The sequence below is a fragment of the Shinella sp. G-2 genome, from assembly GCF_050172695.1.
Taxonomy (GTDB): Bacteria; Pseudomonadota; Alphaproteobacteria; order Rhizobiales; family Rhizobiaceae; genus Shinella.
The window spans coordinates 58,562-84,575 of record NZ_JBBEYH010000016.1 but is presented as its reverse complement, the minus strand read 5'-3'; the positions used below and the strand labels follow the sequence as shown (position 1 = coordinate 84,575).

The following is a 26,014-nucleotide window of genomic DNA, read 5'->3' as shown; positions in this document are numbered from 1 at the left end:
TAATCGTTTCAAGTAACGGACTAGTTACATACTAGGAAGCGAACGATGGAGACAGATTACATTATCGTCGGCGGCGGATCGGCGGGCTGCGTCATTGCCGCCCGGCTGACGGAAGATGCGGACACGACGGCTCTCCTGCTGGAGGCTGGCGGGCGCGACCGGTCGGTTCTGTTCCACTGGCCGGCGGGCTTTGCCAAGATGACGAAAGGCATTGCCAGCTGGGGCTGGTCCACCGTGCCGCAGAAGCATCTGCAGGATCGCGTGCTCTGGTTCACCCAGGCAAAGGTGATCGGCGGCGGTTCAAGCATCAATGCCCAGATCTACACCCGCGGGAACCGTCGGGACTATGACGGCTGGGCCGAGGAACACGGCTGCGCCGGCTGGGGCTATCGCGAGGTCCTTCCCTATTTCAAGCGCGCCGAAGGGAACGAGCGGTTTGCCGACGCCTTTCACGGCACGGAAGGTCCGCTCGGCGTGTCGATGCCGCGCGCCACGCTGCCGGTCTGCGAGGCCTTCGTGCGTGCCGGGCAGCAATGGGGCATGCCCTACAACCCCGATTTCAACGGGCGCGATCAGGCCGGGGTCGGCTTCTATCAATTGACGCAACGGGACGTCCGCCGGTCTTCCGTGGCAGGAACCTATCTTCGTGACGCCGAGCCGCGCCGAAATCTCGCGGTCGAGACGGACGCCCAGGTGCGCCGGATCATCCTTGCCGGAGGCCGGGCGATCGGCGTCGAGATGATGGACGGGACGGTTCGTCACGCGCGCCGGGAAGTGATCCTCACGGCAGGGGCCATCGGTTCGCCGCGTCTCCTGATGCTTTCGGGCATCGGGCCGGCCGATCATCTGCGAAATGTCGGCGTCGAGGTAGGGCACCATCTGCCGGGCGTCGGCGAAAATCTGCAGGACCACATCGACATCTGCGTACTCGCCGAATGCACCGGGCCACACTCCTACGACGGCGTCCTGCGGCCTGACCGGATGATCGCCGCCGGCCTGCAATATCTCGCCCTGAAGTCCGGGCCGGTCGCCTCCTCGCTCTTCGAGACCGGCGGCTTCTGGTACGCCGATGAGAATGCCGCATGGCCGGACATGCAGTTTCACCTCGGCCAAGGCTCGGGCATCGAAAAGGGCATCGCCACCATCAACGGCTGGGGGATAACCCTCAACTCCGCCCTCATGCGTCCCCGCTCGCGCGGGACCGTGCGGCTTGCTTCGGCCGATCCTGCCGCCGCACCTCTGATCGATCCGAACTACTGGTCGGATCCATACGACCGGGAGATGTCGCTGCGTGGCCTGGAGATGGCACGCGACATTCTGCGCCAGCCCGCATTGCGCCCGTATCTGCGCCATGAGGTCCTGCCGGGAGAAGGGGTGAAGGACAGGGAAGCGCTCTTCGACTACGCGTGCCGCATGGCCAAGACCGACCATCACCCCGTCGGCACCTGCCGCATGGGAACGGATGACATGGCGGTGGTCGATCCGCAATTGCGCGTGCACGGCATAAGCGGGCTCAGGGTCTGCGACGCATCGATCATGCCGCGCATCAATTCATCCAACACCAATGCGCCGACGATCATGATCGGTGAAAAGGCCAGCGACCTCATTCGCGGCCGACCACCCTTGCCCGCGGCCAACCTGAAGGAAGAGGCAATGCCGCAACGGACAATGGCCTGACTTTTCAATGGCCGACTTTTCGACGGCCTGATTTTTCGACGGCCAATTTTTTAAAGGAATGGGAGGAATTCATGAAAGTCTACGGAATGCAGCATGTGGGCTTCACGGTGCCCGATCTCGATGAAGCCGTGGCATTCTTCACGAAGCTGTTCGGTGCGGTGGAATGCCTGTCGACCGGCCTCGTCGACGTCGATGACGCGTATATGCAGCGACGCCTCGGCGTGGCGGGCAATACACGCATCGAGGATATCCGGGTACTGCGCGTCGGCAATGGCACCAATCTGGAAATCTTCCGTTATTCCGGCGATGCCGAACCCGATGCGCCGCTGAAGCGCAACAGCCAGCCCGGCGGCTACCATCTCGCCTTCCAGGTCGACGACTGCATCGCCGCCGCCGATCGGCTTCGCGCTGAAAATGTCGAGGTGCTGGATGGGCCGACCTATGTCGATGGCGGCCCGATGGAGGGACTGACCTGGTGCTACCTGAAGGCACCCTGGGGGCAGTTCCTCGAAATCGTCAGCATGGACGGACCGCTGGGCGCCGAGCGCGCCGGCGGCCCGGCACAGTGGTCGCCCGCAATCAACTGATCCAGCCGCGTGCGGCCCCGCACCGCATGCCGTTTTACAATTTGGTGAAACGTTTCAACAGCGGGATTCCGGAGGAGGAAAGAATGAGAACCATACGAACTCTCGCCTACGCCACGGCCCTTTGCATAGGGGCCGCCGGCTCGGCCATGGCCGAAAAGCCGTTCGAAGGCGTCGAACTCAAGATGCTGGGTATCGGCGACACGTCCGTCACGCGCCTCGCCCCGATCGTCGGGGAATTCGAAGCGCTCACCGGCGCGAAGGTACAGATCGACATGCTCCCCTATCCGGGTCTTGTCGACAAGATCATCATCGAGTCGAGTTCCGACTCGCCCTCCTATCAGCTCCTGTGGGTCGACAGCCCCTGGGTCGGCATGCTCGGCGAGGCCGGCGCGCTTGTCGACCTGACGGATTTCGCCAAGCGCGACGCCGCTGAAATAAAGCTCGACGACATCATCCCCATCCAGTTGCAGGAAAATACCTGGCAGGGCCAGCTTCTCGCCTTCCCGGCCTCCGGCATGACCTGGCTCAACCAGTACCGGGCCGACCTCTTCGAAAACGCCGAGGAGCAGGCGGCGTTCAAGGCAAAATACGGCTACGACCTCGCAGCCCCGACGACCTGGGACCAGTACCGGGACATCGCCGAATTCTTCACCCGCAAGAAGGGCGCGACTGCCGGTGGCAAGCCGCTGGAAAACGACCTCTATGGCGTCAGCCAGTCCTACAGCCGCGTGCAGGGCGCCATCACGCATGACTACTTTCCGTTCATGCGTTCGTTCGGCGGCGACTACTGGGATCCCGCGACCGGCCTCTGCGCCATGACGGGTGAACCGCACATCAAGGCGGCCGAATATATGAAATCGCTGATCCCCTTCAATCCGCCGGACTATCTCGGCCTAATGTGGGATATCCAGTCCGGTTACATGGAGCGCGGCGAGGCGGCACAGGCCGCCTACTGGTCGGTCCGCTCGGTGCGTTTGACCAATCCCGCCGAAGCCAAGCTGGCGGAAATCGGCAAGGCCGGCTTCGCGGCCAACCCGACCGATGGCGGCAAGGCCGAACCGACCTATACCGGTGCGCTCTCCTTCGCGATCAACGCCAAGGTTTCGGACAAGGAAAAGGAAGCCGCCTGGGCCTTCATCAAGTGGTCGACGAGTGAAGAGCTCATGCGGCGTTTCGCCAATGAAGGCAACGGCGTCAGCCAGTTCCGCAAGGCAATCCTCTCCGACCCCGAACTGCAGCAGAAGTACCCCTACTACAAGGTTCTGCTCGACAGCCAGGTCAACGCCAAGCGCCGGATCTTCCATCCGTTCTACCAGGATGTCGAAGAAACCTTCGGTGTCGAACTGAACAAGTTCATGGCGGGCGAAACCGCGACCGCCGAGGAAGCCCTGACCACGGCCTGCAACGCGGTCAACTCCCGTCTGAAGATGTTCCCGAAGGAAACGCTTCTGCGCTGGATCGACGACGTGCCCGCGAAAGTCCTTGCCGACTGACGCGCACGTTCGCCGCGCCGCCCCTGCCTCCCTGGGGCGGCGCCCCTCACCGCCGGAGTTCCGACATGGCCTATCAAGCAACGCGCAACAGGCGCATCTTCCTTCTTTTCCTGCTGCCCGTCGTCGCCGTCCTTTTCCTCACGACGATCTATCCGATGCTCTATGCGGGGTGGCTGTCGTTCCGTAACTACGACCTCGCCAAGCCCTTCATTCCGCGCATCTTCGTCGGTTGGGCGAACTATGCCGAGATTCTGTCCTCCGGCCCGTTCCTGCATGCGCTCGCCACGACCCTGAAACTGATGCTGATGACGCTCTCCATCCAGCTTGTGCTCGGCGTCGGCATTGCGCTTCTCGTCACCCAGCGGCTGCCCGGAATGGGTCTTGCGCGGACCCTCCTTCTGATCCCGATGATGATCTCGCCCGTCATCGTGGGGCTTGTCTGGCTGTTCCTCTACTTCCCCGAACTCGGCTACCTCAATTATTTCCTCGGCCTCGTTGGCCTGTCCGGCGTCGGCTGGATCACCACCACCAACTGGGCGCTCTGGGCGATCGCGATCGCCGATATCTGGCAATGGACGCCCTTCATCATGATGGGGACGGCGGCTGCATTGCATTCGCTGTCGCCGGAGCCCTACGAGGCTGCTCTGATCGACGGCAATTCGCGCTGGGACGTCTTCTGGCGGGTGACGCTGCCGCAGTTGAAGCCGGTGCTGGTCAGCCTGATGTTCCTGCGCGCGATCGACGCCTTCAAGATCTACGACGTCATCTTCGTGCTCACGAAGGGGGGCCCGGGCGATTCCACCGAAGTGCTCTCCATGTTCATCTACCGCGAGTCCTTCACCTTCTGGCGCATGGGCATGGGCGCGGCCGCCTCCTTCGTGTCGCTCGCCATCATCACCATCCTCGTCACCTTCTTCTTCAAGTCGCTGAACCGCGACCGCGCGGCGACGGAGTAGTCCCATGAACAAGCCCTCTACCCGTCAGGCCATTCTCGTCTATCTGCTTCTCGCCGTGGTGCTGATCGTCTTTCTGACGCCGATCTATCTCGTTGCGTCCTCATCGGTGAAACCCGCACCGATCATGTTCCAGAAACCGCCGGCATTCTTCTTCACCCCGACCTGGGAGCACTATCACGTGCTCTTCACGGCGCGGCCCTTCCTGAAGTTCATCGGCAACAGCCTGATCGTCGCCCTCGGTTCGACGGCCATCAGCCTCGTCTTCGGATCGCTCGCCGCCTACGCGATCAGCCGCATCCGGCATAGACGCATGAACGACGTCGCCTTCTGGATCCTGTCGCTGCGCATGTTCCCGCCGATCACGGTGGTCGTCCCCTACTACATCATCTTCAAGACCGCCGGCCTGCTCGATACGCCGCTCGCCCTGATCATCGTCTATTCCACCGCCAACATCCCGCTGGTCGTCTGGCTGATGAAGGGCTTCTTCGACGAGGTCCCCTCGGCCCTGGAGGAAGCGGCCATGGTCGACGGCTACGGCATCCTCGAAACCTTCTGGCGGGTCACGCTGCCGCTCGCGGCGCCCGGTCTCGCGGTCTCGGCGGTGTTCTGCTTCATCTTCTCCTGGAACGAGTTCCTGTTCGCCCTGATGCTGACAGGCTCGAAGGCGCAGACCGCGACCGTTGCCGTCATGTCCTTCTGGTCGTCCGACGCGGTCCAGTGGGGCCGCATCATGGCCGGTTCCTTCATCATCCTCATCCCCGGCGTCGTCTTCGTGCTGACCTGCCAGCGTTGGCTGGTGCGCGGCCTGACGATGGGCTCAGTCAAGTAAGGAGAGACGCATGTCGTCCATCGCACTGGAAAAAGTGGTCAAGCGCTACGGCGCGTTCGAGGTCGTGCACGGCATCGACCTGACGATCGAAAATGGAGAGTTCGTCGTGCTTCTCGGCCCCTCCGGCTGCGGGAAAACCACGACCCTGCGCATGGTGGCCGGGCTGGAAGACGTCTCCGGCGGAAAGCTCTCGATCGGCGGCCGCGTCGTCAACGACGTGGCTCCGAAAGATCGCGGCATCGCCATGGTCTTTCAGAACTACGCGCTCTACCCGCACATGACCGTTCGGCAGAACATGGAATTCGCCCTGCGTCCATTGAAGCTTGCGCCTGGCGAAGTCGACCGCCGCGTTCGCGAGACCGCCGCCATCCTCGGCCTCGACGCGCTGCTGGCGCGCAAACCCTCGGCGCTGTCGGGCGGCCAGCGTCAGCGCGTCGCGATGGGCCGCGCCATGGTCCGGACCCCCGACGTCTTCCTGTTCGACGAACCCCTGTCCAACCTCGACGCAAAGCTGCGCACCCAGGTGCGATGGGAGATCGGCAAGCTGCACAAGCGGCTTGGCACCACCGTGCTCTACGTTACCCACGACCAGGTTGAAGCCATGACGCTGGCCGACAAGATCGTCATCATGCGGGATGGCCATGTCGAACAGGTCGGCAGTCCGGAAGACGTTTACACCCGGCCCGCCAACACCTTCGTCGCGACCTTCATCGGCAGCCCGGCCATGAATCTCGTGCCGGCGCGCCAGATGGGCGGAAAGCTGCAAGCCGAGGCCTTCACCCTCCCCCTGCCAGACCGTTTCACCTGCCGCACGACGGAGGGTCAGGCCGTGCTGATCGGCATCCGCCCATCGGATGTCACTTTGGTGTCTGCGGATGCACCCGGCGCCCTGCGCGCCACCGTCGAGGTGACCGAATATCTCGGCGACGACGCGCTCCTCGACCTGCGGGTCGGTCCTCACGAACTGATCGCGCAGGTCCCCGCGGCGAACCGCCCGGCAAATGACGCGTCGGTTCACATCGCCTTCAACACGGCCGGCCTGCATCTCTTCGATGCGGCGACCGGCGCTACGCTCCTTTCCTGAAAGTCTCGATATGCCATCAGAAATCATCATTCCCGGCCGCCAGACCTTCAAAATGCAATCCTATGACGATCTCCCGCTGCAGCCCGGCGAGATCCGGGGGCGAACGCTCTGCACGCTGATCAGCCAGGGCACGGAGATCGGCTGGGCCAATGGCGATACGTTCCCCGTCCGACCCGGTTATGCCGCTGTCTTCGAAGTCGAGGAGATCGGCGAGGGCGTCACGGGCGTGAAGCCGGGCGAGCGGCGCTTTGCCATGGGCTATCATCGATCGACGCAGACCCATGCCGCCGAGAACACGCTTCTCCTGCCGGAGGGCATGGCGCCCGACACCGCGGTCATCGCGCGCCTGATGGGCGTTTCCATGACGACCTTGATGACAACCAGGGCTCGACCGGGCGATCGCGTCGTCATCACGGGCGCAGGTCCTGTCGGCTTCCTCGCCGCTCACCTGTTCCGGATCGGCGGTTACCTCGTTACGGTCGTGGATCCCGACGCGCTGCGGCGCAGGCAACTCGAACAGAGCGGCATCGCCGACACCCGTGCACAGATGCCCCTCGGCGATCCGGATATCCAGGGTCGGGTGGCGCTTGTCGTCGATTGTTCAGGTCATGAGGGCGCGGTGCTGGAAGGCTGCAACATGGTCCGCCGCATGGGGGAGGTCGTCCTTGTCGGCGTACCATGGCGGAAGCACACCGACCTCACGGCGCATGACATTACCAACGCCGTGTTCTTCAAGCACGTCACGCTTCGTTCGGGCTGGGAATGGGAATTGCCCATGCACGGCAGGAGTTTCCTGTGGGAGGAACTGCTGGAAGGCTACAACAATGCGTCGCATTCGATTTTCAGCGGCTTCTCCCGCGCTTTGACCTGGCTCGCCCAAGACAGAATACCGCTCGATGGCCTGCTCCGTCGCACGCGGCCCGAAGCGCCCGAAATGCTCTATGCCGCCATCATGCAACGCGACATTCCTGAACCGTTCATCGTCTTGGAATGGACGTAACGAGAAGGCCGACTCTTGACGTGGCCTCGACGACGACGGCTCGATCGTCCACGCCCGGGACATCGAGAGTCGCACCGTCGAACCGCGCGAGGATATGGTGGGTTCGATCAAAAGGCTCGTTGTGGCGCCGGCCGGTTTTGACTATCAATCGTCCTGCCCGCCGAAGCAGATGGCCGACGGGATGGTGTAGTCTTCATACGAGAACCGCAAATGCCGGAACGAAGGGGTCCATGCTCGATCTGATCAGGCAATCCCTGTCGCAATTCACGCCTGCCGAACGCAGGATCGCCGAAGCGATCCTCGACACGCCGAGTACGGCCATCACCTGGTCGATCACGGATGCGGCGCGGATCGCCAAGGTCAGCGAGCCCTCCATCATCCGCTTCTGCCGGCGGCTCGATTGCGACGGCTTTCCGGATTTCCGCCTGAAGCTCGCCCAGCAACTGGCCGTGCGCCAGGCGCCGGCAAGCCCGGCGGAAAATGGCGGCGACCCGTTCACCGGCCTCGTCGACGACATTTTCAACCGCGCCGTCGAATCCCTGCGCGAAGCCCGGCACGACCTCGATCTCGAGGGTCTGCGCCGCGCCGTCGACATGCTCGCGACCGCCCGCCGCATCGATGTCTACGGCTATGGCGGTTCGGGTTTCCTGGCCAGCGAGGCGCAGCATCGCCTCGCCTCGCTCGGCATGGCAAGCGTGGCCTATGCCGATCCGACCCTGCAGATGGTCTCCGCCCCGCGCCTCACGCGCGAGGACGTTCTCTTCGTGCTCTCCTTTTCGGGCCGCACGAGCTATCTCATCTCCAACATGGAAATCGCCAAGAAGGCCGGGGCGCGCATTCTCTCCATCGCCCCCGGCGGTTCCGTCGTCGCCTCGCTCGCCGACGAGAACATCAACCTCAACGCCTACCGCGCCTCCAGCCAGCCGCTCATCGTGCCGACCGGCCGCGCGCCGATGTATGTGATGCTCGACGTGCTCTTCGCCCTGCTTGCGCGGCGAGGCGAGGAAAGCACCGCCTGACGGCGGTTTATTCGGCGGCCTGCCGCTCCGGCTGCGGCCACCGCTGCAACGCTTCGCGGCCGGCATCCGTGAGGCCGTAGACGCCGCGGTCGAGCCGCTCGAACCAGCCATAGACATTGGAAAGCAGGATGTTCCCGGCCTCCGGAACGCCGGCGCGTATCTCGCGCACCCGCAACGGCCCCTCCGCCAGCGCCGCCGCACAGCCGAGCGCCTGCTGGCGATAGGCCGTCATCAGCGGGGCACGCGTGCTGCCGCCAAGGGAAGGATCGCCGACGCGCCTACGGTGCTCGCGCACCAGCCGCGAGCGCCGTTTCGGGTTGGTGCGCGGCATGGGCGTGACGGAAGCGACGATGACGCTCACATCGCCCGCGTCGGAAACGCCGAGCATGCCGATGCCGAGCCTGCGGCAGAGATCGCGGTAGCGCTTGTCGGATTCCCGTCCCCTGCCCTTGGCCGAGACGCGCGCGGCGATCCAGACCTCGTCCGAAACCGCGGCCCGGTCGACGGCCTGGAGGATGAGTTCCAGATTGAAGCTCAGCTTCAGCTCGCAGATCACGACGACCGGCGGATCGTCTTCGCTGAGCCCGACGAGATCGCAGCCGCCGACCTCGCCCTTGACGGCGTAGCCGGCCTTTTCGAGGAAGCCTTTGACGGGCAGGTAGAGCGAGGTTTCCATGGTCTCCGGGGGAAGCGGCGAATCGTTCCGCACCCTAACCCGATCCGTCCCCGCGGAACACCGCAGGCGGATGCCGTCACTCGCCCTTTGCCGAATCCCGCCAGGCCCGTTCGAACGGCAGGCGCCAGGCATGCGGGGCGATGAGTTGATGGATCGACTTCGGCCCCCAGCCCCCCTGGTCGTAGAGGCGCACGGGCGGCGGGTTGTCGAGAAGGGGCTGGGAGATTTCCCAGAGCCGCTCGATGCCCTCGGCCGTGGTGAACAGCGTATGGTCGCCGCGCATCGCGTCGAGGATCAGGCGTTCATAGGCCTCCAGCACCTCGCCGATCAGCCCGGTTTCGCTCATGGCGAACTGCAGCGAGAGCTTGTCGAGCCGGAAACCAGGACCGGGACGCTTGCCATAGAAGGACAGCGAGACCTTGGACGCATCGGCAAGGTCGAAGGTGAGATGGTCCGGCCCCTGCGCGCCGACGCCCGAGCCGGGCGGGAACATCGATTTCGGTGGCTCGCGGAAGGCGATGGAGATGATGCGCTGTCCTTCGGCGAGGCGCTTGCCCGTGCGCAGGAAGAAGGGCACGCCGGCCCAGCGCCAATTGTCGATGGCGCATTTGAGGGCGATGAACGTATCGGTGTCGCTCTCCGGATCGACCCCCGGCTCCTTGCGGTAGCCGATATACTGGCCGCGCACCACGTCGCGCGGCTCGATCGGCAGCATGGAGCGGAACACCTTGTTCTTCTCCTCCGAGATCGGCGCCGGCTCCAGCGCCGTGGGCGGCTCCATCGCCATGAAGGCGAGAATCTGGAAGAGATGGGTCACCACCATGTCGCGATAGGCGCCGGTCGTCTCGTAGAAGGCGGCGCGGGTGGAAAGGCCCAGCGTCTCCGGCACGTCGATCTGCACATGGTCGATGAAATTCCGGTTCCAGATCGGCTCGAACAGGCCGTTGGCGAAGCGGAAGGCGAGAATGTTCTGCGCCGGCTCCTTGCCGAGGAAGTGGTCGATGCGGAAAATCTGCTTCTCGTCGAACACCTCGTGCAGCTTGCGGTTCAGTTCCACGGCGCTGGCAAGGTCGGTGCCGAACGGCTTTTCCATAATGATGCGGCACCGCTCCACCAGCCCGGCTTCGGCGAGGAGCTGCACGGCCGGCAATGCGGCCTTGGGCGGCACGGAGAGATAATGCACGCGCCGCGTTTCCGGCCCCAAAGCCGTCTCGGCCCGGTCGACCGCCGCCTTCAACATGCCCGCACCGGCGGACAGCGAGACATAGTCGAGCGATGCGGAGAACGCTTCCCACTCGGCCTCGGTGAACTTGCGGGTCAGGAACGTGTCGAGGGATTCGCGGGCGATCGCGCGGAAACCGTCCGCGTCGAGCTCGTCGAGCGAGACGCCGATGATGCGGCAGCCCGGGATGAACCCGGCCTTGATGAGATGGAAGAGGCCCGGCAGCAGCTTGCGCCGGGAAAGATCGCCCGTGGCACCGACGAGCACGACGACCTGTGGATAGCCGGGACCGACCCGCATGGAATTCTTGCGCAAAACACCCGTCCCGAAATCTTCCGTTGCACCTTGCGCCTGGGAGGAGCCCCCGGCCGCGACGGCCTTGCGCCGTCGCGAGACAGTCGTCTTCGTATCCGAAGCCATCGCGGCAAATCCTCAGCCCGATTCACGCGGTAAATAGGGCATGGATTGCGTGGGGGATCAAGGGGCGGGACCATGTCCGTCAGCGCCTCGAGGGCGGCCATGCCAAAAGCGCGGTTCCATTCCAAAAAACCGCTGACATTGAAAATGGCTGTTCTTGAGAAAACAGATTCTCCAGAACATATCCTAGCCGCGTCGGCTGCCGTCCTTGGTGGCCCCGGCGGTTTGCGATATAAACCAGCCGTCCGTCTTCAAGCATCCCCTAAAGGAGAAACCATGGCTATTGTGCTGAGAGCCCTGCTGGCCGTCGCCGCGTTTTTCGCCGTGAGCGTGGCCAATGCGCAGGAGTACAAGTCCGCCCTCGTGACCGCCGATACCCTCACCGTCGGCACATCCGGTTCGGCGCCGCCCTTCAGCATGACCAATGCAGCGGGTGAACTTGAAGGCTTCGACATCGACGTGGTCAACCTCGTCGCCAAGGAACTCGGTCTCACCGCCCAGTTCGAGAAGCTCGATTTCGCCGGCCTTCTGCCCGGCCTGACCGCAGGCCGCTTCGACCTCATCGCGTCCGGCGTGACCCGCACGCCCGAGCGCCTCGCCTCCACGGACTTCTTCGTGCTGTCGCCCTACATCGTCAACGGCGCGGCCATCACCCGCCGCGAAACCGATACGGACATCGCCAGCTGGAAGGACGTCTGCGGCAAGACCATGGGCGCGGTCCGCGGCGGCGCATTCCAGAAGGTCGCCAAGGAGAAGCTGCCGGCCGACTGCGTCACCGAGGCGCGCGAATATCCCGGCGCGACCGAACTCTTCCTCGACCTTGAAAACCGCCGCATCGATTTCGCGGCACACGACTTCCTCGGTCCGAAATATCTCGCAAAGTCGGGCAAGCTGACCGGCGCCGTCACCCTCGACGACCTGCTGTCGACCATCACGCAGAGCGTTGCCGTCAACGGCAAGAACAAGCCGCTGGCCGACGCCATCGACGCCAAGTTCGCCGCCTGGCGCAAGGACGGCACCCTGCAGGGCCTCGCCGACAAGTGGTTCGGCGCGTCCATCGACTGGTCGAAGGCCGAATAAGGGCTCCGCACGGGGCAAGGGACAATGGACATCGCACTTGCATGGCTGCCGCGGCTGTTCACCGCGGCGGCGCTGACCATCGGGCTCTCGGCCGTCGTCTTCACCCTGTCGGCGGCCTTCGGCCTGCTGTTGTCCTTCGTCCATTACGGGCGCGAGAAATCCTTCCCGCGCCAGGCCATCGAGGCTTTCAGCGCCTTCTTCCGCTCCGTGCCGGAACTCGTGGTCCTCTTCCTCTTTTTCTTCGGCGGCCCCCAGCTCGGCGTCGACTTAGGCCCGGTCGGCTCCACCATTCTCGCCTTCACTCTTGTCGGTATCGCCTTCGATTATCAGGTGTTCAAGGGCGCATTGAAGGTCATTCCCTTCGGCCAGTACGAGGCCGGCATCGCGCTCGGCCTGCCGCGGCGCATCGTGTTCCTGCGGGTGCTGGTGCCGCAGGTCCTGCCGCTCGCCCGCAAGGGCTGGATCACCTATGCCATCGGCACGGTCAAGCGCATGTCCATCGCCTCGGCCGTCTCGGTGAGCGAAATCCTCTACGTCACCAAGCAGGGTATCGCGGCGACCAACGCGCCCTTCACCTTCCTGTCCATCGCCGTCGGCCTCTACATTCTCATCGTCACGCCACTGCTCGTCTTCAACGAGCGCAAGCCGAAACAGGCGGTGGCGCGATGACGATCCTGCTCGACCCCACCTATCAGCGCATGCTGTTCGACGGGCTGTGGATGACGCTGTTCATCTCGGTCGTCGTCATCCTCGTATCGAACCTGCTGGCGCTGCCGCTCGCCATCTACATACAGCGTCCCGGCGGCGCGTTTCGCCGCGTCATCGTCGGCTACAGCTTCTTTGCCCGCGCCGCGCCGGTGCTCGCCCTTCTCTTCGCGCTCTACTACGGCCTGCCGAAGCTCGGCATCTATCTCGAGCCGGTGCCGTCCGCCCTCATCGGCCTCATCTTCGCGTCGACCGCCTACAATCTGGAATTCCTGCGCTCGGGCTTCGAAAGCATTCCGACGGGACAGTCTGATGCCGCCAAGGCTCTGGGGCTGAAGCCCTTTGCGATCTACTGGAAGGTGATGATCCCGCAGGCCTACCGCCTCGCGGCACCGGCGCTCTTTTCCAATGCCATCCAGATGGTCAAGGGCAGCTCGCTCGCCAGCCTCGTCGCCATCGATGAACTGACGGCCGCCTCGACCGTCATCATCTCGGAGACCTACAAGGCCATCGAGGTGCTGCTGCTCGTCTCCGTCTTCTATCTCGTGATCGCCGCCGTCATCATCGGCGCGCAATATCTCTACGAGTCGCGGCAAAACCTTCGCCGGCGCTGAACGGATGCGCCACGCGCCGACTTAAGTCTGGCGCCGGACAAGCAAAAGTCCGGCGCAGGAACTTCCCTTGGGATCCGGCCTTCCACTCCTGTCTGAACAAAGGAGTGAAAACATGATTACGAAAATCATCGTGTCCGCAGCCCTTGCAACGGCTCTCTTTTCCGGCCCCGCCTTCGCCGATGACGACAATGACGGCGCGGTCGTGGGTGGCGCGGGCGGCGCCGTGACGGGCGCCATCGTCGGGGGCCCTGTCGGCGCAGTCGTCGGCGGTGCCGTCGGTGTCATCGCCGGCGCCGCTGTGGATCCGCCGCCGCGCAAGGTCGTGACCTATGTGCAGCAGCAGCCGATCCCGGCCAATCCCGTGATCATCCAGGGCGTCGTGGAAGTCGGCAAGCCCCTGCCGAAGACGGTCGTGCTGACGCCGGTGCCCGAAGACCCTGCCTATGCCTATGCCGTCGTCAATCAGCAGCGGGTCATCGTCGACCCGGGCACCTACACGGTGGTGCAGGTTCTGAACTGACGCGAGCCGCCTGCCTTCCATCCCGGAAGGCAGGCGGCCATTCCGGAACCAACCCTGCCGTTTTCCGTTTCCAGCCGAAACGCCTGCAGGGAGAAAATGGCATGACCGGCATTCGCATCGCCATCGTGGACGACCACCCGATCTTTCGGGAGGGCGTTGCCAGCTGTCTTGGCGAGATCGGCGGCTTCTCCCTCGTTGGCGAAGGCAATTGCCGGGACGACGCCGTGCTGCTCGCCGAACGTGCGGAGCCGGATGTCATGTTGCTCGACATTTCGATGCCCGGCGGCGGGCTCGATGCCGTGGCGAGTATCATGAAACGGCGTCCGGCCCAGAAAATCGTCATGCTCACCGTTTCCGAATCCAACACGGATGTCGCGACAGCCCTCAAATGCGGCGCGAAAGGTTACGTCCTCAAGGGCGTGGGCGCGCGCACGCTTGCCGATGTGCTGCGGCTCATCCATGCCGGGGAAATGTATCTTTCCCCGGTGCTTTCGGCCCGTATGGTCACCAGCCTTCTGCATGGCACCGACGATGCAAGGCCTCGGCTTGGTGATCTTACCGGACGCGAGCGGGAGGTCTTGCGCCTCGTCGCCGCCGGCCTCAGCAACAAGCTTGTCGGCCGGGAGCTGGACCTCCATGAAAAGACAGTCAAGCATCACATGACGCGTATCTTCGCGAAGCTGAAAGTCAGCAACCGCACGGAAGCCGCCATGGTCCTGCGGGATGCCAGTCACCTTCTCTAGACCGCGCACGGTCCACGAGTCTCATCCTCCTCCAGAACGCCAAGACGTGCCGGGTTGCGCCGGGCTCCATGCCCGCGGCAATGACGTCAGGCTTGCCTTTCAGACCTTGGTCCAGCGCAGAAGAAGACCTTGGTCGCCCGTGGAGAGCCAGAAGACCGGCGGCCAGGAACAGCGTCTCCAGGGCGTCGTTGTGGGTTCGGCGCGGCATTGCAGAAGCCCCGGCTAACGCAAGCGCCCGACCGAAATGCAACAATGGAGAACCCCCATGAAGACCTCTATCAGAAGAACCCTCGCCACCCTCTTCCTCAGCGGCACGACGGCCCTTGCCGGTCCTGTCCTCGCCCAGCAGGCCGACCCGCTGCTTCTTCCGCAGGGCCAGGGCCAAAGCGAGGGTTCGGCCCAGACCGAAGGCGGCGCGGACACCGATGCCGGCGCGGCGCAGACCCCGGACGGCGGCGCGGCCGGCGGAAGCACCGCTCAGTCGGGCAGCGGCTCCGTAACCGGCGAGACGGGAACCCAAACCACTCAGACGCCCACAACCGACACCACCAACAAGGATGCCGCTCAGTCGACCGAGGGCACGACCACCGACACGTCGAACCAGACGACGGCGGAAGGCGGCGCAGGCCAGACGGACGAGAATGGCGGAACCAGGGGCAGCGCTCAGTCGAACACCGAAGATCAGGCAGACGGCCAGTCGACCGCCGGTGCCTCGACATCGGGCGAGACGGATGAAAACACCGCATCCGCGCCTTCGACCGAAACGACCGCGAGCATCGACATCACCACCGAGCAGCGTACGGAGATCCACAATGTCATCGTGGAGGGCGATGCCAAACCGGTCGATATCGATATCGACGTGAACATCGGCACCATCGTGCCGCGGACCGTCGAGCTGCGCCCGCTGCCGCCGCGCATCATCGAGATCGTGCCGGCCTATCGCGCCTACAAGTACATCCTGCTGGCGGATGGCCGGATCCTGATCATCGAACCGGCAAGCCTGAAGATCGTCTACGTGATCACGGCATGACGTTTCCCATCGGAGGCAGCAGGGCCGGCTTTCCGGTCCGGCTGCCGCCACCCCGTCGCTTTCAGCCACAATGGAGAGAAACGTGTCAAAACATCGCTTTTCCCAGCAGGAGGACCCCGGCTTCAGCGTCGGTTTCCCCCTCGGCGTCATCGCGGTCCTCATGGTCGCCATGACCGCCTATCTCGTTGCCCTCAACACGCAGATCCCGCCGCCGCAACCGGCCGTCTATTTCCCGTCCGAATGATGGCGGGATCGGTCCTAGCGCTCCTCGGGCGCAAGATGCCTGATCCTTGCGACATGCGCCCGGATATCCTCCGTGGTAAAGGACGAATGGCGACGCACCTCGCTTGCGGGATCGAAGCCGAGCCCGAGTTGCTTTCCGGAACGCCAGGCCTTCTTCGGGCGGATCGGGCGAGGCGCAAATCCGCCGCCGCAGGTGGGGCAGACGTTTTCCAGGATCGTTTCCACGCAGCTTGCGCAATAGGTGCATTCATAGCTGCAGATGCGCGCCTCCGTCGTTTCCGGCGGCAGGTCGCGGTCGCACAGTTCGCAGTTCGGGCGTAGGTCCAGCATTCTCGGCTCCGGGTTAGAGGATGCTCCCCTGTTGCCATGCAAACGGAATGGCATAAATGACAATATGCCCTCGTTTTATGCCAAGACCGATGTCATGCGAACCATCGCCCTCATCCTGTTCGACCGAACCAAGCTGCTCGACGTCACGGGACCTTTGCAGGTCTTCAACGATGCGCGCCTGCCATCCGGCGCGCCGGCCTATTCGATCCTGCTCCTTTCCGAAAAGGGCGGCCCTGTCATCACCGACACGGGCGTTGCGCTCGAAACCCTTCCGACAGAGCGTTGCGCGACGGAAGCGCCGGACACGCTGCTCGTTTCCGGCGGACAGAGCGCGCTGGAGCCCGCGAATTCGGACGGGTTGCTGGATTTCATCGCGAACCAGGCCGGACGATGCCGGCGCCTCGGCTCGATCTGCCTCGGCGCCTTCATCCTCGCCCGCGGCGGACACCTCGCCGGCCGGCGGGCAACGACGCATTGGGAGGATTGCGCCCGGCTTCAGGACGCGTTTCCGGCAATCGATGTGCGGGCGGATTCAATCTTCGAGGAGGATCGCGGCGTCTGGACCTCCGCCGGCGTCACCGCCGGCATCGACATGGCGCTAGCCATGGTCGAGCAGGATCTCGGTCGAACGGAGGCTCTGCGCCTTGCTCGCTCACTGGTGCTCTATGTCAAGCGGACCGGCGGGCAGCGCCAGTTCAGCGCCGCACTCCGCCAGCAGGTGAAATCCGCGGGCGGCCGGTTCGATGCTCTGGTGACGGAAATTCGCGCCAACCTTGCGACGGACCTCTCCGTCCCCCGTCTCGCCGCCATGGCGCACATGAGCGAACGCAATTTCTCGCGTCTCTTCACGCAGGTGCTGGGGGCAAGCCCGGCGCAGTTCGTCGAGGACATGCGCGTCGACGCGGCCTGCGACGCCATCGAGCGGGCGGAGGCCTCCATCGCCGAAGCGCCCGTCCTCTTCGGCTTCGGCAATGCCGAGCGCATGCGCCGGGCCTTCCAGCGCCGGAAAGGCATAGCGCCGTCCGAGTATGCCGCCCGTTTCGGCGCCTGGTAGAGCTCCCTGTTCAGGGCGCCGGAGCCGTACCGGCTTCGAGACGGGCCCCCTCGAAGCGCTCCGTCATGGCAAGGATCGCTTGCCTCTCCGGCATCAGGCAGGCAGCCGTCGCCAGCGCGTCGGCGATGGCGGCGGAGGGCGCCGAGATCGAGATCGCCCGCCAGTTCGACCGGCCGGGCCTTCCGGTTGCCGGATCGAGGATATGGCCGTCCTTTCCGGTCCGGTCGAAGGTCGTCCCAAGAAGCGCGGAAGTGGCGAGCGCGCGCTGGCGCAGGGCGAGGCGTTGGCCCGTCTCCAGCCGCACCGGCCATTCGCCGCCTCCCGGTTTGCCGCCGAGGGCGCGCAGTTCGCCGGTATCGATGAGGATATCCGTCAGTCCCTCGGCCTCCAGCAGCGCGGCGACCCGATCGGCGACATAGCCTTGACCGATCCCGTTCAGCGTCAGCGCCATGCCGGGCCGCAGCGTGATCGCCGCGGCGTCGAGCTCGACCCCGCGCCAGCCGACCTTCCGCCGCACCGCTTCGATGGCCGCCGCATCGGGCCGTCTACCGCCGGCGGCGGCCTCGGCCCAGAGCGCCCAGAGCGGCTGTATGGTCGGGTCGAACCGCCCGGCACTCGCATGATGCACAGCGCCGGCGAGCGACAGGCAGTCCAGAAGTTCGAAGGGCGGGGCGGCAAGACGACCCTCGCGGTTCAGTCGCGACAGCGCGCTCTGCGGCCGATAGAGGCTCAGGATGTCTTCCAACCGGTTGATCTCCGCCATGACACGGGCCGCGATGGCCTCGCCATCGGGATGATCGAGCCGGATCGAGGCGCGTGCGCCGAGCGCCTGTCCCGTCCATTGGCGGCTGGTCCCCGTCGTGGCACGCGCCATGGCGGGCAGCACGGCCAGAGCGGCGGATATGGTGATCAGGCGGCGGCGGGTTATGGACATTGTCAACCTCCGGCTTTGTTGGGAAGGGCGCGCAGGCGGCCATCGAAATCCGTGTCGTCCCCTTGTTCCGCGCCGGCATCCACCGGCGTCAGAACCATGTCATCCGTCACGTCGGCGAGCGCCAGCACACGGCCGCCTTCGGTCCGCGTGAAGGCCTCGGCGCGCTCGCGGCTGGAGAACGGTACGGTTTCCGGCGCCCCCATACCGCCCGCGCGGGCGGAGCCGACGACGTAGAAGGCTGCATCGGCGGGAATCCAGTTGCCGTCGCCGGGCTTGTCCCAGGTGGCGCCCGTCTGCCCCATGTCATTGACATAGACGGCGAGGATCGGCGCGACCTGCTCGGGGCCGCGCATATAGGCGATGGCATCGCGCACCTGGCTGAAGAACAGCGGCGCGGGATTGCCCTCGAGGAAGACCTGCGCCTTGGGGCCGGGGTGTTCCAGAAGGTTCATCTGGCAATAGTGGCCGAGGGTTTCCGGCGTCATGTCCTGCGGCGCCGTGTCTTGCGCCACCTCTTCCTTGCAGGCGGCAAGCAGCGTGAGCATTGCGACGAACAGAACGGGACGAAGGCGGTTCCTCATGGCGTCACCTTCCGGAAAGCGCCGGCAGCAAGAGCAATGGCGACGAGCGGCCAGAAAAGAAGCGAGGCAGCCGATTGCCAGAGCGGGATTGCGCCCGCAGCCCCGCCGATGCCGCCGGCGGCCGCGACGGCCTCGGCGGCGGAGAGGTTGAAGACGCGGAAGGCGTCGGCAGGATTGGCGAGCAAGGCCACCGGCAGGGCCTGGGTGGTGAAGGCGCCGCCCCCATCGGTAACGATCAGCGCAAGGAGCGCGAGATCGTAGAGCACCACCGCCACCAGCCAGAGGGCGATGGCAAGGCCCGCCGCCCCGGAAGGACGTCGCGCCAGCGCGGAAAGGGCATACCCCGCTCCGAGGAAGGTCGCCCCCAGCAGCACCGAGGACCAGATCAGCCGCCAGAGCGCACCGAGCCCAGCAATCGCCGCCGGATCGGACCAGACGGCCACCAGCGCCGCCGCGCCATAGCCGAGCGTGACCGCGAGAGCGAGGATGGCAAGCTGGGCCGCAAGCTTGCCGAGCAGGATCTCGAGACGCGAGACGGGATAGGTCAGCAGCAGCGGCAGCGTGCCGCGCTCCACCTCGCCCGCGACGGCATCGAAGCTCATCAGCAGCGCCAGCAGCGGCACCAGATAGACGGCGAGCGAGGTCAGCGAGGCGACCGTGATCGAGAGCCGGTCGACGCCGACATCGCCCGTCGGGGCCGCGCCGGCGGCGGCAAGGACCAGGGCGAACAGCACCATCATGCCGGTGGCGATCGAGACCCAGCGATTGCGGAAGGCGATGCGGAATTCGCAGAGCGCCGTGGCGAGGATGCGGCTCATTGCCCGTCCCTCCGGCTGAAATGGCTGTAGATGTCCTCGAGGCTCGGCGGGATCACGTCGAGATCGGCGACCGCATGCCCGAGCGCCGACAGGCGGGCGAGCAATGGCAGCTTCTGCGCCTGCGCGCAGGAAAGGCGGAAGAGCCCGTCCGGCCCGGGGAGCGCCTCGGGAAAGGCCGCCGACAGCGACGGCGCATGGCCGGGTGCGGGGCGGACCAGCAGGGCGACGGGGAGCGCCGCGCGGGCGCGCAGATCGGCGAGCGTGCCTTCCGCCACGAGATCGCCGCCCGACAGGATGAGGATGCTGTCGGTGCGGGCCTCCACCTCGGTGAGCACGTGGGAAGAGAGCAGGATCGCCGTGCCCTCGGCGGAAAGACCGTCGAGCAGATCGTAGAAATCGCGCCGCGACACCGGATCGAGACCGGAGGTCGGTTCGTCCAGCACGAGCAGGCGCGGGCGGCCGATCAGCGTCTGGGCAAGGCCGACGCGCTGACGCATGCCCTTGGAATAGGTGCCGATCCGCCGCCGCCCGGCATGGGCAAGGCCGACGCGGGCCAGAAGCGCCGGAGCCTCGCGGGGATTTTCGCCGCGCAGGGCAAGGTAGTGGCGAAGCTGCTCTTCTCCCGTCAGGGCCGGATGGAAGGCGACGTTCTCGGGAAGATAGGCCACCTGCGCCCGGGCCGCGGACGAGCCCGGCGCCGCGCCGCAGACCGAGACCGCGCCGCCATCGAAAGGGATGAGACCGAGCACGATCTTCATCAGCGTCGACTTGCCCGCGCCGTTATGGCCGAGCAGGGCCGCGCGCTTTCCCGCCTCCAGCGTCAGGCAGACGGCCTTCAGCGCCTCGACGTCGCCGAAGCGCTTAGTGAGCCGCGAAATTGTCAGGGTCGGTGTCATCGTCATTTCCCTCGGCCCAGCGGCCGGCGGCCTCGGCTTCGTAGCCAAGGATGTCGGGCGGGACGGATATGGTGAGAGGGCGCATCAGCGGCGCGCTGTCGCGCACGCCGCCGGGGAGCGTTGCGGGAAAGTCCCGCTGGCTCCAGCGCACGAGCTGCACGGCGGGCGAGCCGATGAGGAGGCTCGCGGCCGGCTGCGACCAGAGGATCTGATCCATCAGGTCGTTGGGGCGGTAGAAACTGTCGGCGACGCCGTCGCCGTTGAGATCGAAGGCCGGATGGTCGGACCAGAAATTGCCCCTGCCTTCATGGCTCCATTCCATGTTGCGGGTGCCGACATATTTCACCTGCTCGCGGTTGGCGATGAAGGCGTTGCCGGTAAGCACGTTCTTCTCCGAGCCGGCGGTGAAATGGATGCCGATGCCGCACCCCTCGAAACGGTTGTCCCAGATGAGGTTCTTGTGGGCATTGTAGATGAAGAGGCATTTCCGCGTGCCCCCGCGCACCAGATTGCCCGTGACGTCGGCATTGTTGGCATAGTTCAGCATTAGCCCGTGCTCGCGGTCTCCGAGGCTGAGATTGTTCAGGATCTTCGCCTTGTTGGAGAACATGATGGCGAAGCCGAGGTGATTGCCGATGGAGATGTTGCCGGAGACCTCGGTGTTGCGCGTGTACATGAAGTGCACGGCGAAACGCAGGTCGCGCATCACGTTGCCGCGATAGATGCTGTCGGCGCTGGCATTGGAGAAGATGCCGTCGCGGCCGTAGCGGATGAGGTTGTTCTCCAGCAGCGTGCCGGGGCTGTTCCAGACATAGATGCCGTTGCCGCGCTCGTTCATGCGCAGGCCGTCGGTGCCGACGATCTCGTTGCCGATGACGGCAGCGTTGCGGCCGCCATGCACGTCGATGCCATGCATGTTGCCGGTGACGAGCAGCTTTTCGATGCGGGCGCGGTCGGCCCCCTCCAGAATCTTTACGCCGGCGTCGAGGTCCTGGTTCACCCGGCCCGAGCCGGTGACGGTGAAGCCGGCAAGGGTCACGTCGGGCGCTGCGATCGTCATGACGCTGCCGTGCCCCTGCCCGTCGATCACGGCGCCGCGCGGCCCCCTGATGGTGAGAGGCCGGTCGACGGTGACGGGGCCGGCATAGGCCCCGTCGCTCAGGACAAGCACATCGCCGGGTGCTGCCCCGGCGATGGCCGATTCGAGGCTGCCCGCGCCCGGCACGACCGCACGCTCCGCCGCGGCAAGCGGCGACGCGAGAAGGAGGCCGATCAGGAGGACGGGCAGGCGCATTCCTCAGGCGCCCTTCGGTTCCACGAACATGCGGCCGCGCATTTCCATGTGCAGGGCATGGCAGAACCACTGGCAATAGTACCAGTAGACACCCGCATTCGCCGCGACGAAGGTGACGGAACTCGTCTGCTGCGGCCCGATCTCCATGGCAACGCCATGGTTGCCCATGGTGAAGCCGTGCGTCAGGTCGTCGATCTCGTCGAGATTGGTGACGATAACAGTGACTTCGTCGCCTTCCTTGACCGTGAAGTCCGTCTGGCTGAAGCTCGGCGCGACTGAGGTCATGTAGACGCGCACCTTGTTGCCGTCGCGGATGACGGCGTCGGTCCATTCGTCGATATCGACGCCGTCGGCCTCGGCCTGCTTGCGCGTTTCGGCCCAGAGCGGATCCTTGCGGTCCCAGACCGACCTGATGTTCGGCAGGATTGATGGCGCGACGGCGATGGCGTCATGCGGCTCGGCGAAGTTCGGGCCGTCATGCACCAGCACCATCTTGTCGCCGGAGATGTCGATGAGCTGGTCGTTCTCCGGCTTCAGCGGGCCGACATTGAGGAAGCGGTCCTTGGAGAACTTGCACAGGCACACCAGCCAGTCGTTGGAGGCATCCAGCGTCTCGCCCATCACCGTCTTGAGGTGGCCGGGCTGGTACTGCACGTCGAGCTTGTCCTTGATCGGATTGATCTTCTCGCCGGCATAGGCGCGGATGGCCTCGTCGATGTTCCACTTCACCACCTGGCTGTCGAGGAAGAGCGAGGTATAGGCATTACCGCGGCCGTCGAAGGCGGTGTGCAGCGGCCCGAGGCCGAGTTCCGGCTCCGCCACCACGGCGCTGCGCGGCTCTGCATTGTCATAGAAGATCGCGTCGAACTTGGTGACGTCGAGCACGGTGACGGTCGGCGAGAGCTTGCCGGCGACGCAAAGGTGCTTCTTATCCGGCGCCATGTTGCAGCCGTGCGGGTTGTTGGCGATGGGGATGTAGCGGGTGAAGAGGGACTTGGCCTCCTTGCGGCCGTCCACGACCTTGACGCCGTTGACCTCTTCGTACTTGCCCGCCGCGATGGCCTTCTCGATCTCGGCGATGTTGAAGACGACGACATGGTCCATCTCGGACTTCGTCATCTCCTCCAGCACCATGCCCATTTCGGAATTGTAGCAAGTCGAAAACGCCCACTTGCCCTCGTAGTCGGCATCGCAGTTGTCGAGATTGCCCGAGACCTTGACCTGCCAGGCGACTTCCCACTTGTCGGCATCGACGGCCGTGAAGACGTTCACATAGGTCGAGACGTCCTTCATGGTCGAGCCGTCATTGACCAGCGGCGCTTCGTCCTCGCCGTTGCAGAAGACGTAGTTGGAGCGCGGCCACTTCTGCGGACGCAGGCCATGGATACCCTTGGCGTTCGGGATCTCCAGGATGGCGTCGGGCTTCATCACGTCGCAGCGCACGCGCGCGACGCGCGTATTGGCCTTGTCGTTCATGAAGAGATAGCGGCCGTCATACTTGCCCTCGGTGAAGGACATATGGACGTGGTGCAGGTCGCCATTGTCGTGGATATGCTTGCCGTTGGCGGCGAGCTGCTTCTTTGTCTTCTCCGTCATCGTGCGCTGGTGGATGCGGATCGATTCATTCGTCTGGCCCCAGCCCGTGGCCGAGCAGCGGTTGAACACCGGCACGCGCATCAGTTCGCGCATCGAGGGGATGCCGAGAATGCGCATCTCGCCGCTCTGGCCGGAAGACCAGAAGCCGTAATAGTCGTCGAGCTTGCCGGGGGCGACGGAGCCGTCGGCTCCGGCGGCGGCGCGGGCGGGGGTGGCAAGGCCGGCGGCCCCGAGACCCAGCGCCGCCGGCCCCATCGCGCCGGCGAGAACCGCGCTGCCCGCGGTGGCGCTGAAGAGCGCGCGGCGGCTCAGCCCCTTGTTTTCCTTCGATTCCATGATCGGCTCCTCTTTGCCTAGGCTTTTGCTGTGGGTTGCTGGTGGATCGGTGCGCCCCCGGGGCTCGCCGCGAGCTTGGCGCGCGACTTCATCTTCTTGATCACCACGGGGCAGACGGTTTCGGACTGGTAGAGCACCTGGCAGTGCAGGCAGTTGATGCACTCGTTCGGGTTGATCTCGCCCGTCTTGTGGATCGCCTGTACCGGACACTGGTTGGCGCAGGTCTGGCAGGGGTTTCCGCATTCGTGGTAGCGCTTCAGCCAGTCGAACATGCGCATGCGCGCGGGGATCGCCAACGCCGCACCGAGCGGGCAGAGATAGCGGCAGTAGAACCGCTCGACGAAAAGCCCGGCGACGAGCAGCGCGACGGCATAGGCGACGAAGGGCCAGGCGCGGATGAACTTCAGGATGATGGCGGTCTTGAACGGCTCGATCTCGGCCAGATGTTCGGCCTGCTCGACGCTCATCAGCGACACGCCGAAGAGACCGAGGAAAATCATGTATTTCACCGGCCAGAGCCGCTCGTGCAGACCCCAGGGCAAGGTCCATTGCGGAATGCGCAGCTTGCGCGCGATCTGGTTGGTCAGTTCCTGCAGGGCACCGAAGGGGCAGAGCCAGCCGCAATAGGCGCCCCGTCCCCAGAACAGCAGCGCGGCGGCGACGGCGAACCAGAGAATGAAGGTCAACGGGTCGAGCAGGAAGGCCTGCCAGCTGAACCCGCCGACGAGGCTGCCGAACAGCGCCATCAGATTGACGACGGAAAGCTGCGCATTGGCATACCAGCCGAGGAAGACCAGCGTCACCGTCAGGAAGGCGATGCGGAAGATGTAGAAGCCCTTCGCATTCCGCACCGCATAGGTCTGGAAGAAGAACACGCCCGTCAGCACCACCAGCATGGCACCGAGCACCGCGATCTTGAGCTTGGAGTCGCGCCAGATGCGCTTCCACAGATCGGCCTGCGCCGAGCCTTCTTCCTGCGGCGAGACGACGGCGACGTCCTTTGCGGGCGGGGCAATGGCCCGGAGATATTTCTGCGGCAGCTGGTAGCCGAGATCGAAGGTGTGGAAGACCTTTTCGATCGGCCCGACCTCGCGCTGCGCCAGGAGCTGGATGCGGAACGGCTTTGCCGGATCGAAACCGAGATTGGCGGGAATGCGGAACAGGTCCATCTCGGAAAATTCCGGCGCGCCGGCGAGCGCGATGCCGCCGAGGCGACGATGGTCGCGGTCACGGAAGCGCACGGAGACGTCGTCCTGGATCAGCACGATCCGGTCGAAGATACCGCCGCGCACATAGCCCGAGCCCTTGAAGGAATAGAGGCCGCGCCCCACCACGGCGATGGCGTTCTCGCCCTCCTTCAGCCAGCCCTTGAGGTTGACCTCTTCGGCCGGGCCGAGCAGCGCCTTGCCGATGGCGGGCACGGATACCAGCGCCGCCTGCATGTCGATGAACGTGGTCTGCGGCGCCTCGGCAATCGCACGGTCGCGGGCGCGGACATCGGGATGCGCGGCGAACGCGGCGTTGACCTGTCCGACGTCCAGCGACAGCCGGCGCAGGGTTCCGTCCCCTTCGGCCTCGACCCAGTCGGCCGGCGCGGCGGCGGCAGGGTCGATCTCGAAACGGGGACCCGCGCTTTCCGCTTCCGGGGCCAGTCCGCCAAGGCCGAGCGCACGCGCGACCTTCAGCCCCGAGCGGACGATGGAATCGTCGATCACCATCACCGTCACGGTCGCACCGGAGATGATGTCCACCTCATGCGCCGTGCCGCCGGATTTGGCCTCGGCAACGAGATCGAGCCCGGCATAGCCGGCCACCAGAGCCTTCACCTTCGCCTCGGGAATGCCGATGAGCACGATGGGCTCCGAATGTTTCACCAGCTTCACGCCGATGATCTTGCCATCCGTCCCGACGGCCACGACCGTGTGGATCGGCTTGCCGGAATAGCCGGTCGTTCCCACGAAGTCCGAGGTCATGAAGGCGAAGGCCACCGTCTCCCCGCCCTTCAGCACCGGCGCCACCGCGATATCCGCGCGCACCGGCCCGAAACCGTCCGCCCCCGGCACGATATCCGACGCGGTCATGGCCGGCAGGTATTCCTGCAGCACCGAGCGCGCGCTGGCGGAAGCCGCAAAACACAGGCTGGCACAGAGGAAAAGGACGAGGCGAAGAAGTTTCATTCCAGAACGTTCCGGCAAATCATTGCCGCAGCTTTGGAACGTTCACGTCAGGCGGTCTTTGAGCTCGATCAAACAGCCGCGATTAACGCGGCCGCGCGCAACA

Annotated in this window: 26 protein-coding genes; 16 read left to right on the top strand and 10 right to left on the bottom strand. The window is 65.0% G+C overall.

Annotation, left to right across the window (positions count from 1 at the left end; all coding sequences use genetic code 11):
* The first annotated feature begins 45 nt into the window (after positions 1 to 45).
* From V8U06_RS20485 to V8U06_RS20450, 8 genes are all read left to right on the top strand, one after another.
* Entirely contained in the window at positions 46 to 1,677 is a 1,632-nt protein-coding gene (locus tag V8U06_RS20485; RefSeq protein ID WP_427142268.1) for a GMC family oxidoreductase, read from the top strand.
* Between the two features lie 71 nt (positions 1,678 to 1,748).
* On the top strand, positions 1,749 to 2,264 hold the full coding sequence (locus V8U06_RS20480) for a VOC family protein (protein ID WP_226922296.1): 516 nt from the start codon (positions 1,749 to 1,751) through the stop codon (positions 2,262 to 2,264).
* Positions 2,265 to 2,347: 83 nt separating this feature from the next.
* Positions 2,348 to 3,757, top strand: coding sequence for an extracellular solute-binding protein (locus V8U06_RS20475; RefSeq protein WP_427142267.1), 1,410 nt, complete (start codon positions 2,348 to 2,350; stop codon positions 3,755 to 3,757).
* Between the two features lie 65 nt (positions 3,758 to 3,822).
* Complete coding sequence (locus tag V8U06_RS20470; RefSeq protein ID WP_427142266.1) at positions 3,823 to 4,713, top strand: carbohydrate ABC transporter permease; 891 nt, start codon at positions 3,823 to 3,825, stop codon at positions 4,711 to 4,713.
* Between the two features lie 4 nt (positions 4,714 to 4,717).
* Positions 4,718 to 5,542, top strand: a complete 825-nt coding sequence (locus V8U06_RS20465) for a carbohydrate ABC transporter permease (protein WP_050746644.1) — start codon at positions 4,718 to 4,720, stop codon at positions 5,540 to 5,542.
* A gap of 10 nt (positions 5,543 to 5,552) precedes the next feature.
* Positions 5,553 to 6,626: an ABC transporter ATP-binding protein gene (locus tag V8U06_RS20460; protein ID WP_427142265.1), complete on the top strand. Its 1,074-nt coding sequence runs from the start codon at positions 5,553 to 5,555 to the stop codon at positions 6,624 to 6,626.
* A gap of 10 nt (positions 6,627 to 6,636) precedes the next feature.
* A complete protein-coding gene (locus V8U06_RS20455) occupies positions 6,637 to 7,626 on the top strand; it encodes a dehydrogenase (protein ID WP_427142264.1) in 990 nt (329 codons plus the stop codon).
* A gap of 230 nt (positions 7,627 to 7,856) precedes the next feature.
* Entirely contained in the window at positions 7,857 to 8,645 is a 789-nt protein-coding gene (locus tag V8U06_RS20450) for a MurR/RpiR family transcriptional regulator (RefSeq protein ID WP_427142263.1), read from the top strand.
* A 7-nt stretch (positions 8,646 to 8,652) separates the two neighbouring features.
* Here V8U06_RS20450 and V8U06_RS20445 read toward each other — a convergent pair whose 3' ends face one another.
* Positions 8,653 to 9,321 carry a DUF2161 domain-containing phosphodiesterase gene (locus tag V8U06_RS20445; protein ID WP_427142262.1) on the bottom strand — a complete coding sequence of 223 codons (669 nt, stop codon included), beginning with the start codon at positions 9,319 to 9,321 and terminating at the stop codon, positions 8,653 to 8,655.
* Positions 9,322 to 9,397: 76 nt separating this feature from the next.
* Entirely contained in the window at positions 9,398 to 10,843 is a 1,446-nt protein-coding gene (zwf, locus tag V8U06_RS20440; RefSeq protein WP_226922639.1) for a glucose-6-phosphate dehydrogenase, read from the bottom strand.
* A 393-nt stretch (positions 10,844 to 11,236) separates the two neighbouring features.
* Between zwf and V8U06_RS20435 the strand changes: the two genes are divergently transcribed.
* The 7 genes from V8U06_RS20435 to V8U06_RS20405 all read left to right on the top strand — a co-directional run bounded on the left by V8U06_RS20435 (position 11,237) and on the right by V8U06_RS20405 (position 15,896).
* A complete protein-coding gene (locus V8U06_RS20435) occupies positions 11,237 to 12,040 on the top strand; it encodes a substrate-binding periplasmic protein (RefSeq protein WP_427142261.1) in 804 nt (267 codons plus the stop codon).
* 24 nt (positions 12,041 to 12,064) lie between these two features.
* Positions 12,065 to 12,709 (top strand): ABC transporter permease subunit, encoded by a 645-nt coding sequence (locus tag V8U06_RS20430; RefSeq protein WP_427142260.1) that lies wholly within the window; start codon positions 12,065 to 12,067, stop codon positions 12,707 to 12,709.
* Positions 12,706 to 13,359 (top strand): amino acid ABC transporter permease, encoded by a 654-nt coding sequence (locus V8U06_RS20425; RefSeq protein ID WP_427142259.1) that lies wholly within the window; start codon positions 12,706 to 12,708, stop codon positions 13,357 to 13,359. Before V8U06_RS20430 ends, V8U06_RS20425 begins: the two co-directional genes overlap by 4 nt.
* A gap of 112 nt (positions 13,360 to 13,471) precedes the next feature.
* Positions 13,472 to 13,879 (top strand): DUF1236 domain-containing protein, encoded by a 408-nt coding sequence (locus V8U06_RS20420; RefSeq protein ID WP_427142258.1) that lies wholly within the window; start codon positions 13,472 to 13,474, stop codon positions 13,877 to 13,879.
* Positions 13,880 to 13,980: 101 nt separating this feature from the next.
* Positions 13,981 to 14,622: a LuxR C-terminal-related transcriptional regulator gene (locus tag V8U06_RS20415; RefSeq protein WP_427142257.1), complete on the top strand. Its 642-nt coding sequence runs from the start codon at positions 13,981 to 13,983 to the stop codon at positions 14,620 to 14,622.
* A 265-nt stretch (positions 14,623 to 14,887) separates the two neighbouring features.
* Entirely contained in the window at positions 14,888 to 15,652 is a 765-nt protein-coding gene (locus V8U06_RS20410; protein WP_427142256.1) for a DUF1236 domain-containing protein, read from the top strand.
* A gap of 82 nt (positions 15,653 to 15,734) precedes the next feature.
* A complete protein-coding gene (locus V8U06_RS20405; RefSeq protein ID WP_427142255.1) occupies positions 15,735 to 15,896 on the top strand; it encodes a hypothetical protein in 162 nt (53 codons plus the stop codon).
* A 14-nt stretch (positions 15,897 to 15,910) separates the two neighbouring features.
* On the opposite strand, the gene V8U06_RS20400 is transcribed toward V8U06_RS20405, so the two are convergent.
* Positions 15,911 to 16,225, bottom strand: coding sequence for a DUF1272 domain-containing protein (locus V8U06_RS20400; protein WP_427142254.1), 315 nt, complete (start codon positions 16,223 to 16,225; stop codon positions 15,911 to 15,913).
* A gap of 94 nt (positions 16,226 to 16,319) precedes the next feature.
* On the opposite strand from V8U06_RS20400, the gene V8U06_RS20395 reads away from it, so the two are divergent.
* Entirely contained in the window at positions 16,320 to 17,279 is a 960-nt protein-coding gene (locus V8U06_RS20395) for a GlxA family transcriptional regulator (protein ID WP_427142253.1), read from the top strand.
* Positions 17,280 to 17,289: 10 nt separating this feature from the next.
* Here V8U06_RS20395 and V8U06_RS20390 read toward each other — a convergent pair whose 3' ends face one another.
* The 7 genes from V8U06_RS20390 to V8U06_RS20360 are packed head-to-tail and all read right to left on the bottom strand — an operon-like array spanning position 17,290 to position 25,911.
* Positions 17,290 to 18,213: an FAD:protein FMN transferase gene (locus tag V8U06_RS20390; RefSeq protein WP_427142252.1), complete on the bottom strand. Its 924-nt coding sequence runs from the start codon at positions 18,211 to 18,213 to the stop codon at positions 17,290 to 17,292.
* A 2-nt stretch (positions 18,214 to 18,215) separates the two neighbouring features.
* Positions 18,216 to 18,794, bottom strand: coding sequence for a nitrous oxide reductase accessory protein NosL (locus tag V8U06_RS20385; protein ID WP_427142251.1), 579 nt, complete (start codon positions 18,792 to 18,794; stop codon positions 18,216 to 18,218).
* Positions 18,791 to 19,612, bottom strand: a complete 822-nt coding sequence (locus tag V8U06_RS20380; RefSeq protein ID WP_427142250.1) for an ABC transporter permease — start codon at positions 19,610 to 19,612, stop codon at positions 18,791 to 18,793. The genes V8U06_RS20385 and V8U06_RS20380 overlap by 4 nt, the downstream gene beginning before the upstream one ends.
* Entirely contained in the window at positions 19,609 to 20,508 is a 900-nt protein-coding gene (locus V8U06_RS20375) for an ABC transporter ATP-binding protein (RefSeq protein ID WP_427142249.1), read from the bottom strand. The genes V8U06_RS20380 and V8U06_RS20375 overlap by 4 nt, the downstream gene beginning before the upstream one ends.
* A complete protein-coding gene (locus V8U06_RS20370; RefSeq protein ID WP_427142248.1) occupies positions 20,474 to 21,802 on the bottom strand; it encodes a nitrous oxide reductase family maturation protein NosD in 1,329 nt (442 codons plus the stop codon). The genes V8U06_RS20375 and V8U06_RS20370 overlap by 35 nt, the downstream gene beginning before the upstream one ends.
* Before the next feature lie 3 nt (positions 21,803 to 21,805).
* Positions 21,806 to 23,734 carry a TAT-dependent nitrous-oxide reductase gene (gene nosZ / locus V8U06_RS20365; protein WP_427142247.1) on the bottom strand — a complete coding sequence of 643 codons (1,929 nt, stop codon included), beginning with the start codon at positions 23,732 to 23,734 and terminating at the stop codon, positions 21,806 to 21,808.
* Between the two features lie 17 nt (positions 23,735 to 23,751).
* Complete coding sequence (locus tag V8U06_RS20360; RefSeq protein WP_427142246.1) at positions 23,752 to 25,911, bottom strand: 4Fe-4S binding protein; 2,160 nt, start codon at positions 25,909 to 25,911, stop codon at positions 23,752 to 23,754.
* Positions 25,912 to 26,014 lie beyond the last annotated feature (103 nt).